10 protein-coding genes are annotated in these 13,962 nt (G+C 33.0%); all 10 read left to right on the top strand.

What is annotated here, in order from left to right; genetic code table 11:
- The first annotated feature begins 6 nt into the window (after positions 1-6).
- The 10 genes from thrA (at position 7) to cobA (ending at position 13,961) form a co-directional block, all read left to right on the top strand.
- Positions 7-2,418 (top strand): bifunctional aspartate kinase/homoserine dehydrogenase I, encoded by a 2,412-nt coding sequence (thrA, locus tag Q0921_RS08200; protein ID WP_367183331.1) that lies wholly within the window; start codon positions 7-9, stop codon positions 2,416-2,418.
- A gap of 161 nt (positions 2,419-2,579) precedes the next feature.
- Positions 2,580-3,005 carry an OsmC family protein gene (locus Q0921_RS08195; protein ID WP_299255818.1) on the top strand — a complete coding sequence of 142 codons (426 nt, stop codon included), beginning with the start codon at positions 2,580-2,582 and terminating at the stop codon, positions 3,003-3,005.
- Positions 3,002-4,180, top strand: a complete 1,179-nt coding sequence (locus Q0921_RS08190; protein ID WP_299255816.1) for an aminotransferase class I/II-fold pyridoxal phosphate-dependent enzyme — start codon at positions 3,002-3,004, stop codon at positions 4,178-4,180. The genes Q0921_RS08195 and Q0921_RS08190 overlap by 4 nt, the downstream gene beginning before the upstream one ends.
- Positions 4,181-4,326: 146 nt before the next feature.
- Positions 4,327-7,524 (top strand): type IX secretion system sortase PorU, encoded by a 3,198-nt coding sequence (gene porU, locus Q0921_RS08185; RefSeq protein ID WP_299255814.1) that lies wholly within the window; start codon positions 4,327-4,329, stop codon positions 7,522-7,524.
- Between the two features lie 175 nt (positions 7,525-7,699).
- Positions 7,700-7,966, top strand: a complete 267-nt coding sequence (locus tag Q0921_RS08180; protein WP_299255813.1) for a DUF2061 domain-containing protein — start codon at positions 7,700-7,702, stop codon at positions 7,964-7,966.
- Positions 7,967-8,019: 53 nt separating this feature from the next.
- Positions 8,020-8,646 (top strand): phosphoadenosine phosphosulfate reductase family protein, encoded by a 627-nt coding sequence (locus tag Q0921_RS08175; RefSeq protein ID WP_299255811.1) that lies wholly within the window; start codon positions 8,020-8,022, stop codon positions 8,644-8,646.
- Positions 8,647-8,676: 30 nt separating this feature from the next.
- The gene (gene cysD, locus Q0921_RS08170) at positions 8,677-9,615 is read left to right on the top strand and encodes a sulfate adenylyltransferase subunit CysD (protein WP_299255809.1); all 939 of its coding nucleotides are present in this window, start codon (positions 8,677-8,679) and stop codon (positions 9,613-9,615) included.
- A 78-nt stretch (positions 9,616-9,693) separates the two neighbouring features.
- Positions 9,694-10,941, top strand: a complete 1,248-nt coding sequence (locus Q0921_RS08165; RefSeq protein ID WP_299255807.1) for a GTP-binding protein — start codon at positions 9,694-9,696, stop codon at positions 10,939-10,941.
- A 109-nt stretch (positions 10,942-11,050) separates the two neighbouring features.
- The gene (locus Q0921_RS08160; RefSeq protein ID WP_299255805.1) at positions 11,051-13,141 is read left to right on the top strand and encodes a HEPN domain-containing protein; all 2,091 of its coding nucleotides are present in this window, start codon (positions 11,051-11,053) and stop codon (positions 13,139-13,141) included.
- A gap of 52 nt (positions 13,142-13,193) precedes the next feature.
- Positions 13,194-13,961 carry a uroporphyrinogen-III C-methyltransferase gene (cobA, locus tag Q0921_RS08155; protein WP_299255803.1) on the top strand — a complete coding sequence of 256 codons (768 nt, stop codon included), beginning with the start codon at positions 13,194-13,196 and terminating at the stop codon, positions 13,959-13,961.
- Position 13,962: the final 1 nt, after the last annotated feature.

Below are 13,962 nucleotides of genomic sequence, written 5' to 3'. Positions count from 1 at the left end.
ATAAAGATGAAGATTTTAAAATTTGGAGGGAAATCACTATCAAACGGTGAAGGAATTCATAAAGTGGTTGATATAATAGAAGATAAAGTTAGTAATGGCGAATCGATTACAGTGGTGCTATCTGCCAGAGGTAAATCAACGGATGAACTAGAAGCTATTTTAAATAAAGCTGTAAAAAACGAAAGTTATAAAAAACAATTAGAAGTATTTAAACAATATCAAGTAGCGGGATATCCAAATTTTAATGCAGATGATGAGTTTGAAACGTTAAGTAAGCTTTTTGAGGGAGTATCATTATTAGGAGATTATAGCAAAAGAATAAAAGACCAAGTATTGTCGCAAGGAGAGGTGATTTCTGCAAAACTACTTACTCATATTCTTAAAGGAAAAGGAGTGAATGCTAACTTTACGGATAGTAGAGAATTAATCAAAACTGATGGCAAGTTTGGTGAGGCTGAACCTTTGGATAAATTGTCTAAAAAAAATGTAGTTGATCATTTCGAAAAATATAATGGAACAACAGTTAATGTAGTTACTGGCTTTATTGCATCGAACACGAATAATGAAACGACAACTCTTGGTAGAAATGGTAGTAATTATACAGCTGCCTTATTGGCAAATTACTTGGACGCAGAAGAATTACAAAATTTCACTCATGTAAGTGGTATTTATACTGCAAATCCTGATTTGGTATCTGATGCAAAAAAAATAGAAAAACTATCCTTTACGGAAGCTAATGAATTAGCTTATTTTGGAGCTAATATTCTTCACGCTAAAACCATTATTCCGCTGATAGAAAAAAATATTCCTTTACGTATTTTAAATACTTTTGATTATAAAAATAAAGGTACTTTAATTACTGCAGAAAATAATGAGAAAGGAATTAAATCTCTTTCGGTTTTAGAAAACGTTTCTTTAATTAATTTAGAAGGAAGAGGTTTGTTAGGGAAAGTAGGTGTAGACGCAAGGATTTTTAAAGCACTAGCTTATAAAAATATCAGTGTAAGTATAATTTCTCAAGGCTCTTCAGAAAGAGGTATAGGATTAGTTGTAGAAGCGAATAAAGCAATAGAAGCTAAAAAGGTTTTGGAACAAGAATTCGAGACGGACTTTTATAAACGAGATGTAAATACAATCACCGTAGAAAACGAAGTATCTGTAATTTCTATTATCGGACAAGATTTAAGTACTTTTCATCGCCCATATAATGCGTTGATTAAGAATCAGGTAATTCCTTTACTTTTTAATAATACTGTTTCTGGAAAAAATGTAAGCCTAGTCGTTTACAAAAACCAGCTTCATAAAGCACTGAATGTTATTCATGGAGAAATTTTTGGAGTAGCAAAAAAAATAAATATTGCAGTATTTGGACACGGATTGGTAGGGGGAACGCTTATTGACCAGGTTTTGAAATCGGCAAAAAATATTGAAAAAAGAAAAAAGATTGACTTAAATATTTTTGCAGTTGCAAATTCCAAAAAAATACTTTTAAATAAACAGGGAATTGATGCTAATTGGCAATCGGATATAAAAGAAGGAATCTCTTATCAAATAGAAGACCTCATTAAATTTGCAGATGAACATCATTTAGAAAATTTGATAGCGATTGATAATACAGCTAGTGAAGTATTTATAGATAATTATATTCCTTTGGTAGAAAATGGATTTGATTTGGTTTCATCGAATAAAGTGGCAAATACATTAAGTTTTGATTTCTATAAAGAACTTCGAGTAAAGTTAGAAGAACATCAAAAACAATATTTTTATGAAACAAATGTAGGTGCTGGATTACCGCTAATAGATACAATCAAGCTTTTGCATCTATCAGGTGAAAATATAACAAGAATTAAAGGTGTTTTTTCTGGATCATTAAGCTATTTGTTTAATACCTTTTCAGCAGAAGAAAGGCAATTTAGTGAAGTCTTACAAGAAGCTATTGGTAAAGGATTTACCGAGCCTGATCCTAGAGAAGATTTATGCGGAAATGATGTTGCGAGGAAGTTGCTAATTTTAGCACGAGAACTAGATCTTAGTAATGAATTTACTGATATTAATATCCATAATCTGATTCCTATGAATTTAAGAGAAGGAGATGCAAATGAGTTTTTGAAAAAATTAAAAGAATTAGATGCTGTATATCAAAAAATAAAAGATGAACAAAAACCTAATCATGTGCTTAGATATATTGGAGATTTACATGGAGATTTATTCAAAGAAAAAGGTATTCTGGATGTTAAATTGGTGTCTGTTTTTGAAAGTAGCGCGTTAGGACAGGTAAAAGGATCCGACTCTATATTCGAAATATATACAGAATCATACGGAGATCAACCGATAGTAATTCAGGGAGCAGGAGCAGGAGCAGCGGTAACAGCTAGAGGAGTCTTTGGCGATATATTAAGATTAACTGAAAAAGGATAAAAATTAATTGCGTTAAGGATTGAAGCGACATCCTTTTTATAATCTGTTTCCCTGAGTGGAGTCGAAGGGTATTGACAGAGTAAAAAAAAGATATAGCAGAAAGCTCAACACTGAGTATATTTGAAAGGCAATGTCCAAATAAAATAGATAAAACATATAAAATGAAAATAGAATTAAAGAGAATAGATAACGATTATCATTTCGAACTAAAAAATGAAAGAGGACATATAACTCATATAGATAGTAAACCTGAAGTTGGAGGACATGATTTAGCACCTAGTCCAATGGAATATGTGTTAATGGGAGTTGCTGGATGTAGCGCGATTGACGTGATTTCTATATTAAAAAAACAACGACAAGAAATTACAGATTACCGTGCTGAAGTAGATGGATCAAGAGTAGAAATTGATGGAGCGAAACCTTTTAAAGAGATTTCGGTTACTGTGTATTTAGAAGGAAAGATAGCTCCAGAAAAGGCAAAAAGAGCTGCGCAATTATCATTCGAAAAATATTGCTCTGTATCAAAAACATTAGAGCCAACTGCAACGATCAAATATAAAGTAGTCGTTAATAACGAAGAAGTATGAGCTTAGAGAGCCACAATTTTGAAACGCAAGCTGTAAGAACTCAGACAGAAAAAACTCAGTTTTTAGAACATTCTACACCAATGTATCTAACATCAGGATTTGTTTTTGAAGATTCTGAGGAAATGAGAGCAGCCTTTGCAGAAGAGAAAGATCGTAATTTATATAGTCGTTTTAGTAACCCGAATACCACAGAGTTTGTGGATAAAATCTGCAAATTAGAAGGAGCAGAAGACGGTTACGCCTTTGCAACGGGAATGGCGGCAGTGTTTTCTACATTTGCTGCATTGCTAGATGCGGGAGATCATATCGTTTCTGCGCGATCTGTATTCGGTTCTACACATTCGTTGTTTACTAAATACTTCCCTAAGTGGAATATAGAGACAAGTTATTTTCCAGTTAATGAGGTTGATAAGGTAGAAAGCTTAATACAACCTAATACAAAAATTATCTATGCAGAATCTCCTACCAATCCTGGAGTAGATGTGCTAGATTTAGAGTTACTAGGTGAGATTGCAAAAAAACATGAGTTGTTATTGATTATTGATAATTGTTTTGCGACGCCATATTTACAAAACCCAATAAAGTTTGGAGCTGATCTTGTAATCCATTCAGCTACAAAATTAATTGACGGACAAGGGCGCGTATTAGGTGGAGTTACTGTTGGAAAAAAGGAATTAATCAGAGAAATTTATTTGTTTTCGCGAAATACAGGGCCTGCTTTATCACCGTTTAATGCTTGGGTATTGTCAAAAAGTTTAGAGACACTAGCCGTAAGAGTCGATCGACATTGTGAGAATGCGTTAAAATTGGCTGAATTTTTAGAATCACACCCTAAGGTGAATTGGGTAAAATATCCGTTTCTAAAATCTCATCCACAATATGAAGTAGCCAAGAAACAAATGAAATTGGGAGGTAATATCGTAGCTTTTGAAGTAAAAAATGGAGTTGATGGGGGGAAAACATTTTTTGATAGTATCAAAATGTGTTCACTTTCGGCAAATCTAGGAGATACCAGAACGATTGTTACGCATCCTGCATCGACCACGCATAGTAAATTAGCTATAGAAGATAAGTTAACTGTTGGGATTACAGATGGAATGGTTAGATGTTCTGTTGGGCTGGAGCATATAGATGATATTATTGCGGATCTGGAGCAGGCATTGGAAAAAATATAATGTTTTTTTAGTAAGAGTAATATCATTGTAGTTAAGAATTAGAATAAAAAGAATTTCAAATTATTAATGATATCATTTCTTTATAAACAAGAATGGTACAATTCATGAAATATAAAATGTATATTTATTTTTAGCATTTTATTTTTATGAAAAGAAGTATCCTATTATGTTGTATTCCTTTGTTGAGTACTTTTTTTTATGGAAATCAATCACAGCTTATTTCTGAAAAAAGAAAAGATACAACCGAACAGATTGTAAAAAAAATTCCTTTATCTCGCTCTGTATTAGCAAGAGGTGACTGGTACAAGTTTTACATAGAGAAAACAGGAATATATAAACTTACTCCAGAGTTTTTATCTAGTTTAGGTATCGATGTTACTACAATAGATCCTACAACAATTAAAATTTATGGAAATGGAGGACATATGCTTCCTCTTAAGAATAGTAAAAACACTGAGTTTGATCTAAAGGAAAATGCTGTAAAAGTAGTGGGAGGAGAGGACGGTATGCTATCCGAAGACGATTATATCCTATTTTATGGTCAAGGCACGAAAGCATACAACAGGGATAGTAAAACACATATTAATGTATACGATGATGAATCGTATTATTTTATTACCACATCTGGAAAAAAGGGACGTAGGGTAGTCAATTCAGAATCCTTTAACAAAAAAGCAGATACAACTATCACCACATTCGAAGAAGATCAGTTTTACGAAATGGATCAGTATAATATCGGGATGATGGGGAGAAGATGGTTAGGGGATAAAATAGAAAACAATGAAGAAAAACAATTTTCGTTTTATTTCCCTAATAAGTCAGATGGAACTGCAATTACATATACAATTGTTGCAGTAGCTAAATCCCATAAACCATCAAAACTTAAGGTTAGATTAAACCAAAAAGAAGTGGGAGAAATTAAATTTAGGTCTATATCAGACAGATTAATAGGTATAGAAGGTAGTTTAGAAAAAACGATTAAAAACCATGCGGATTCTATTAAGATTAGCGTACGATATGAAGTGGAAGACAAAAAAGCACTAGGAAAAAGTTATCTGGATTACATCCGAGTTTCTGCAGAAAGATTATTGGTCGGATCAGATAAACAATTAAAATTCACGATTCCCAATGATAATTCTAAACACGAAATTGGACGAATAGAATTGAAAAAAACTAAGAATATATCCGAAGTTTGGGATGTAACGAATCCAGAGATGATTAGGTTTTTCGAAAACACTACTTTTTCCAATAAATTTTCTTTTAAAATTCAATTAGATACTAAAAGAAAGTTTGTTGCGGTGACTAATACTGATTTCTATGAGCCTTTAAAACCAATACAGAGTATTGTAGAGAATCAAGATCTGAAAGGAACTATTTTTCTAGATAAAGAAAATAATTTCAAAAATGTTGATTATGTTATTATAACCCAAAAAGATATGGTAACGGCTGCAGAACGATTGGCTGATTTTCATAGAACACAAAACAAGATGAATGTTAAAGTAGTTCTTGTACAGAAAATCTATAATGAGTTTAGTAGTGGAAAACAGGATATAGGTGCAATCCGTAATTTTATTAGGTATGTGTATGAAAACGCATCAGACGATAGTAAGAAACTTTCTTATGTATGTTTTATGGGAAATGCCACTGTAGATTATAAGCAGATCCTCAATAATACTTCTTTGTTAAGCACGTACAAGAAAAATGTAATTCCAAGTTTTATGAGTTATGAAAGTTTTTCAAAGACGAGATCATATGTGTCTGATGATTTTTTTGCAATGATGGATCCAGAAGAAGGAGAAATGAAATCAACGGATGAACTTGATATTGTGCTTGGGAGAATATTAGTTGATACGGATATAATGGCTAATGATGTGGTTAATAAATTTATAAGATACTATCAGGAAAGTTCTTTTGGGGATTGGAGGAATAATATCCTTCTGCTATCAGATGATGTAGATGAAGTTTGGGAACAGGGTATTCAAAGAAATTTGGATAACTTAGGAAACTCTTTGATTAAAAAGTATCCTTTTTTAAATATTTCCAAAGTATATAGTGATGCATATATTCAAAAATCAACGTCCGGTGGTGAGCAATATCCAGATGTGACTAAAGCACTAATAAAAAAAATAGAAAAAGGTGTTGCAGTATTAGATTATTTTGGACACGCTGAAGAAGAAGGTTTCGGGACTGAGTTTTTCTTTACAAAAAAAGATGCTATCAACCTTAAAAATAAAGATAAGCTACCATTATTTATTACGGTGACCTGTTTGGCAACTCGATTTGATAACCCTTTTGATATTTCTGTTGGAGAACATGTTTTTAGAAATCCAAATGGAGGTGCTATAGCAATGATTGCGACTACTAGAGAAATATTTATGAACGCAGGAGTTCGTATCAATAATAAAATAATGAAAACTCTTTTTTTAGAAAATGGTCCTTATCTAAAACCTGCCGAAACGGTGTTGAAGCTTAAAAATGAATTAAGATATCAAGACAAAAGAAGTGTTTTTTTTATAGGAGATCCAGCAATGTCGCTTCAAATGCCTCGACCTGGTATTCGTATTACTAAAATTAACGATATTCCACTCCAAAAGTTTAGAGACACGATGAAAGCTCTAAATAAGATTAGAATAGCCGGACAACTAGTAGATACATTACAGAATGTTAAAAAGAATTACGATGGAGAAGTTTTTATCAAAATATTTGATAAAAAAACAAATAAAAAGACATTGGGGAATAATAATATTAGAAATAGAAAAGGCAATCTTATACAGCTAGAATATAAAGATCAAGATCTAATAATATACAGCGGAAATTTTGATATTAAAAAAGGAGTGTTTGATTTCGAGTTCGTAGTCCCAAAAGATATAGATATGTCTATAGGTAATTGTAAAATAAGTTTATATGCTAAAATGAATAATGTTTCAGAAGATGCTGTTGGCGTATGCGAAAATATATTATTGGGAGGAATGTCAAATATAAGATTGCCAGATACCAAAGGACCAGAGATTGAAGTATTTATAAATGATGAAAAATCGAAAGCAATTAACATTGTTACAGCTAACCCGGAACTAAAAATTGAGCTTGCCGACCAAAATGGGATCAATTTATCTAGAATGGGAATTGGCCATCAAATGAAAATGATTATTGACGGAAAAGAAAAGGAAGAGGTGATGCTAAATGATTTTTTTACTAATAAAGAAAATAGTTATAGAAAGGGATCAATTTCTTATATTTTAAAAACATTATCTCTAGGATATCACACTTTAGAAATTAAAATATGGGACACCTTTAATAATAGCAGTACCAAAAAAATAGAAGTTGTTGTGCTAGATTCTTTATGAGATTGCTTACTTCGATAATAATCTACTAAATCACTAGGCTTTTTATTAATAATATCATAATTCTTTCATTTCTAGTAATTTTTTCAAAGTTTTAGGACTAATGAATAGATTTTTATATATACATTTGTTCAATAGCCTACTATTCCGATAGGGTAATTGGTTTTATTAAAAAAAAATGATTGTTGATCAAATGATATTAGATAAGGTAGCTACGAAGAAAACATCGTACGAGACTGATAGAACTTCAGAGAAACCGTTGCGTAGTATAGCGAAGGCTGTTAGTTGGAGAGTGATTGGCACATTAGATACATTGATAGTCTCTTATGTCTTAACAGGTGAAATAGCATTAGCGACATCGATAGCATCAATTGATTTTATTACAAAAATGATTCTGTATTTCTTTCACGAAAGAATCTGGAATCGTATTAAGTGGGGAAGATAATTGCGCTTTTGCTTCTCGACTAAGCTTGAAGTGACAGAAAAAGAATTAGAAAAATGAAATTTACAAAAAAGGAAATAGAGCACTTAAATAATACACTACAGGATAAAACTCCATTAGAGATTACTCAATGGGCAGTTTTAAATGCAAAAACTCCGGTGGTAACTACTAATTTTAGGCCTTATGAAGCCGCAATTCTTAGTGTAAGTTCTAAAGCCTTGTCTGATATTCCTGTGATATGGTGTGACTCAGGGTATAATACACCTAATACGTATAAGCATGCCGAAGAAGTGATTGATTTACTAGATCTGAATGTTCAATTGTACGTTCCAAAACAAACATCAGCACATAGAGATATAGTAATGGGGATTCCTGATATTGATGATCCAAAACATAAAATATTTACACAACAAGTAAAGTTAGAGCCTTTTAAACGGGCTATGGAAGATTTTAAACCAGATGTGTGGTTTACGAATCTTAGAAAAGGGCAAACGGCATTACGAGATTCATTAGATATTTTAAGTTTAGGTAATGACGGAGTATTAAAAGTAAGTCCTTTTTATTACTACAGTGATGCAGAATTGGATGTGTATTTAGAGCAACATAGTTTACCAAATGAGTTTAAGTATTTCGATCCGACAAAAGTTCTAGATAATAGAGAATGTGGGATTCATACTAATTAGATAAAGATATAAAAAAAAAGATTAAATTACATGGAAGTAATTGAACATATAAAAGAACAAGTTGTGGGTGCAAAAGTACTAAAAGTGAATCCTTTAGAAAGTGAGGCGATTTATATTTTTAGAGAAGTAGTAGCTCAATTTGAAAAGCCTGTACTACTTTTTTCAGGCGGGAAAGATTCTATTACCCTAGTAAGATTAGCACAAAAAGCATTCTACCCTGGTAGGATTCCTTTTCCTCTGTTACATATAGATACAGGACACAATTTTCCTGAGACTATTGAGTTTAGAGATCGTTTGGTAAAAGAACTTGGAGTAGAGTTAATTGTTCGTAATGTTCAGGATTCTATAGATCAAGGTAAAGTAACAGAAGAAAAAGGAAAGTATGCAAGTCGTAATAGTCTGCAAACTACAACACTTCTTGATGCATTGGAAGAGTTTAAATTTGACGCGGCTATTGGTGGAGCAAGACGAGATGAAGAAAAAGCAAGAGCAAAAGAACGCATATTTTCGGTAAGAGATGATTTTGGTCAGTGGGATGAAAAAAATCAACGCCCAGAGTTATTCGATCACCTTAATGGTAAAATTGATTTAGGTCAGAATGTTCGTGTGTTCCCAATTAGTAATTGGACAGAATTAGATGTTTGGAGCTATATCCAAAAAGAAGAAATTGAAATCCCTTCTATATATTTTGCACATACGCGTAAAACGTTTATTAGAGATGGTATGATCTGGTCAGCAGAAGATGAGGTAGTACACAGAGAAGATGACGAATTGGTAGAAGAAAGATTGGTTAGATTCCGTACGGTAGGAGATATGTCATGTACTGCTGCAGTGCTTTCTGATGCAATTACCATTGACAAAGTAGTGGCAGAAATTAGAGAATCCACAATTTCAGAAAGAGGAGCTCGTATCGATGATAAAAGATCAGAAGCAGCCATGGAAAAACGCAAACAACAAGGATATTTTTAAAATAAATTGATAGTTATCAGTTGTTGGTTAATAGATTTTACCATCAACTATCAACAATTAACAACCAACCAAAATAAGATGGACGTATTAAAAATAGCAACAGCAGGAAGTGTAGATGACGGTAAAAGCACTTTGATTGGTCGTATTTTATATGATACAAAATCATTGACAACTGATAAATTAGAAGCAATTGAAACCAGAAGTAAAGCTAACGGTTTTGATTATTTAGATTTTTCATTGGCAACGGATGGTTTGGTAGCTGAGCGAGAACAAGGCATTACAATTGATGTAGCACATATTTACTTTTCAACGAAGACAAAGAGTTATATTATAGCAGATACTCCTGGTCATATTGAATACACTAGAAATATGGTTACAGGAGCGTCAACCTCACAAGCTTCTATTATTTTGGTAGATGCTAGAAAAGGAGTGATAGAACAAACATATCGTCACTTTTTCATCAATAATTTACTGAGAGTAAAGGACGTGATCGTTGCTGTTAATAAAATGGATTTGGTCGATTTTTCTCAAGAGAAATATGAAGCAATTAAAGCTGATTTTCAAAAGTTAGTTGATAAAAGTGATTATAAAGATCAGCATATAACTTTTATTCCTGTTAGTGCGTTGCAAGGAGATAATGTAGTGTTCGAATCTAAAAATACGCCTTGGTATAATGGTCAAACACTGTTAGAACATTTAGAAGAATTAGATGCAGAAGATGTATATGAAAAAGCAGAAGTGCGTTTCCCTGTGCAAACTGTAATTAGACCTAAAAAAGATGAGTTTCATGATTTTAGAGGGTATGCCGGTAAGCTGTATGGAGGAGACCTTTCTGTAGACGATGAGGTAACAATTTTGCCATCATTAACTACCTCCAAGGTAAAAGAGATTTTCTTTTTTGATCAAAAGTTTGATACAGCAGGTAGGGGTAGTTCCTGTACAATTACGTTAGAAGATGATGTAAATGTAAGTCGTGGAGATATGATAGTGAAATCATCAGAAAAACCTAGAGTAGAAAAACAACTAATTGCTACCATATGCTGGATGGATAGTAGAGACCTTAATCCAGGAACAAATTATTTTATTCAGAGCGGTAGTAGTAGGGTTTTGGCAAAAATAAAAAGTATCAGTGGAACTGTTGCTACTGATTTTTCTGGAGAAGACACTGCTAAGAATTCATTAAGCCTTAATGAAATAGGTAAAGTTCAGATACAATTAAGTAAACCATTGGCTATTGATTCTTATAGTAAGAATAAAGCTTCTGGCTCATTTATATTAATAGATTCTCAAACTAATACTACTTCAGGAGTAGGTTTTATAGAGTAGCTAAAAGCTGTTAACTGAGAAAAACAAAAACAAGAATTTTTAGAATTAGAAAACCTGTATACAAAAGTCATAAGTATGTTCTTTTTTAGAGGTCCAAATACGAAAAGAAATGCAAAGTTTTAGAACTGAAATAGAAAACCCAATTGTCCAAAATGACATTATAGAATTAGCTAATAAAATTGAGCAATTCCATAAGGGTAAAATTGATGAAGAGAAGTTTCGTAGTCTTCGTTTAGCACGAGGAGTATATGGGCAACGCCAAGAAGGAGTGCAGATGATTCGTATTAAATTACCATACGGTAAGGTGTTGAGCAATCAGTTACGAAGAATTTGTGACGTCTCAGACGAATATTCTAGAGGGAGATTACATATAACAACAAGACAAGATATTCAGATTCATTATGTAGATTTGAATAGAACACCCGAGCTTTGGGCTGAGTTAGAAAGAGATGATGTAACTCTTAGAGAAGCTTGTGGGAATACAGTTCGTAATGTGACAGCATCAGAAACTGCAGGGATTGATCCAAAAGAGCCTTTTGATGTATCTCCATATGCGGATGCATTGTTTCGTTTCTTTTTAAGAAATCCAATATGCCAGGAAATGGGACGTAAGTTTAAAGTGTCTTTCTCTGGAACAGAAGAAGATACTGGATTATCTTATATGCATGATCTTGGTTTTATTGCCAAAATAGAACAAGGAATAAGAGGATTTAAAGTCATGCTCGCTGGTGGATTAGGTTCGCAACCAAGGCATGCAGATGAGTTATATAGCTTTTTGCCAACTGATAAGATTATTCCTTTAATGGAAGGGGTTTTGAGGATTTTTGATCGTCATGGAGAGCGTAAAAGCAGAGCAAAAGCGAGAATGAAATTCTTAGTAAAAGATATTGGTGTAGAAGCTTTTAAAGAATTAGTAGAAGCAGAGCAAAATGCAATTACGCAGAAAATAGTCGCTATAGATGCAGAAGCTTATGAAGCATCAATCCCAATTTCAATTGAAGTTCCTGAGGCAGAGGTTGATAATCAAGAAGCTTTTTATTTATGGAAATCTACCAACGTAATTCAGCAAAAACAAGAAGGATATGTTGCTATTGGAATTAAAGTTTTATTAGGTGATTTTTATACAGATAAAGCCAGATTACTAGCAGATTTAGTTGAAAAATATGCTGCTGGAGAAATAAGATTATCACTTCGTCAAAATATTTTAATTCCCTTTGTAAAAGAAGCCTTGCTTCCATTTTTCTATCAAGAATTAGAAAAATTAGGATTTGTGGAAGCAGGATACAATAAAGCGGTTGATATTACTGCTTGTCCTGGAACTGATACCTGTAATTTGGGGATTGCTAGTAGTACGGGTATTGCCGAGGAATTAGAAAGAGTAATTAAAACTGAATATCCTCAATATTTGGAGAAAGAAGATCTGGTAATTAAGATCAGCGGATGTATGAACGCTTGTGGTCAACACAATATGGCAAATATTGGTTTTCAGGGAATGTCGGTAAGAACAAAAGATAAATTAGTAGCTCCAGCATTGCAAGTATTGCTTGGAGGAGGAAATCTAGGCGATGGAAAAGGACGTTTTGCAGATAAAGTAGTAAAAATTCCTAGTAGAAAAGGTCCTGAAGCTTTACGTAGAATTTTGGATGATTTTGAGCAGAATGCAAATGGTAAGACTTTTGTAGCATATTATGAAGATAAGGGTGAAAAATATTTTTATAATTTCCTTACAGACTTGTCTAATGTGGATAATCTAACTCAAGAAGATTTTATAGATTGGGGAACAGATTCAGTGTATGTAAAAGCGATTGGAGTAGGAGAGTGTGCAGGTGTAGTCATTGATTTAATTGCGACCTTGTTTTTAGAAAGTGAAGAAAAGATAGAGAATGCAAAAAGATCTTTTGATAATGCGGTATATTCTGATGCAGTTTACCATGCTTATAGTTCATTAGTGAACTCTGCTAAGGCATTGTTATTAGCAGAAAATAAAAAGACCAATACTCACGCAGGTATTATTAGTCAATTTGATGAAGAATTTGTTGCTAGCGGAAAGATTAATCTTGATGGATCATTTGCAGATTTGATATATCAGATTCAAAAAAATGCACCAAGTAAGGATTTTGCAGTGGATTATATTAAAAAATCGGGGCAATTTTTACAAAAAGTGCAAACGTTTAGAGCGCTAGAAGTAGAAAATGTATAATACCTTTACAAGGGTGTAAAATCTTTAAAATAAAGATAATAAGTAATTAAAAATGAGTACTAAAACACCAAAATTGACAGTAGTTGGAGCTGGACCGGGAGATCCAGATTTGATTACACTAAAAGCTATTAAAGCGTTGGAGTCTGCTGATGTGGTGTTATATGATGCACTTATCAATGAATCCTTATTGGCATATGCACCAAAAGCCGAAAAGATATTTGTAGGAAAAAGAAAAGGATGTTATGCTTATCAGCAAGAACAAATTAACGAGCTAATTGTTAGCAGAGCTAAAAGTCATGGACATGTAATACGATTAAAAGGAGGAGATCCATTTATTTTCGGTCGTGGAGCAGAAGAAATTGATTATGTTCAAGAATTTGGAGTGGAAACGAATATGGTTCCGGGAATATCTTCATCATTGGCAGTGCCGGCTTATCAAGGAATTCCGTTAACCAAAAGAGGTTCATCAGAAAGTTTCTGGGTGATTACAGGAACAACGAAATCCCATAAATTATCACAGGATGTTCGCCTGGCAGCAAAATCTAATGCAACTGTGGTAATTTTAATGGGGATGAGTAAGTTAAACGAAATAGTTAGTATCTTTGCAGCCGAAAATAAACAGGACGTTCCGGTAGCTGTAATACAGAACGGAACAACTGATAATGAGAAGTTTGGGTTTGGTTCAGTACAGACTATAGAACAGGTTGTTTTAGAAAAAGAATTGTCTTCACCAGCCATTATTGTCATCGGAGAAGTAGTGGAACAAAGGGCGAAACTAGCTTCGATTTTTAAAGAAGTAAAAGAAGAAATCGTATCTTGAT

It is taken from the genome of uncultured Aquimarina sp., from assembly GCF_947496855.1.
In the GTDB taxonomy this organism is placed as follows: Bacteria; Bacteroidota; Bacteroidia; order Flavobacteriales; family Flavobacteriaceae; genus Aquimarina.
Note: the sequence above shows the minus strand (reverse complement) of the source record. Positions and strands in the feature narration are given on the sequence as shown.

Bases quoted from the DNA above. Each gene is read 5' to 3' on its own strand.
- thrA (WP_367183331.1), top strand. From the start codon at position 7: ATGAAGATTTTAAAATTTGGAGGGAAATCACTATCAAACGGTGAAGGA.
- Q0921_RS08195 (WP_299255818.1), top strand. From the start codon at position 2,580: ATGAAAATAGAATTAAAGAGAATAGATAACGATTATCATTTCGAACTA.
- Q0921_RS08190 (WP_299255816.1), top strand. From the start codon at position 3,002: ATGAGCTTAGAGAGCCACAATTTTGAAACGCAAGCTGTAAGAACTCAG.
- porU (WP_299255814.1), top strand. From the start codon at position 4,327: ATGAAAAGAAGTATCCTATTATGTTGTATTCCTTTGTTGAGTACTTTT.
- Q0921_RS08180 (WP_299255813.1), top strand. From the start codon at position 7,700: ATGATTGTTGATCAAATGATATTAGATAAGGTAGCTACGAAGAAAACA.
- Q0921_RS08175 (WP_299255811.1), top strand. From the start codon at position 8,020: ATGAAATTTACAAAAAAGGAAATAGAGCACTTAAATAATACACTACAG.
- cysD (WP_299255809.1), top strand. From the start codon at position 8,677: ATGGAAGTAATTGAACATATAAAAGAACAAGTTGTGGGTGCAAAAGTA.
- Q0921_RS08165 (WP_299255807.1), top strand. From the start codon at position 9,694: ATGGACGTATTAAAAATAGCAACAGCAGGAAGTGTAGATGACGGTAAA.
- Q0921_RS08160 (WP_299255805.1), top strand. From the start codon at position 11,051: ATGCAAAGTTTTAGAACTGAAATAGAAAACCCAATTGTCCAAAATGAC.
- cobA (WP_299255803.1), top strand. From the start codon at position 13,194: ATGAGTACTAAAACACCAAAATTGACAGTAGTTGGAGCTGGACCGGGA.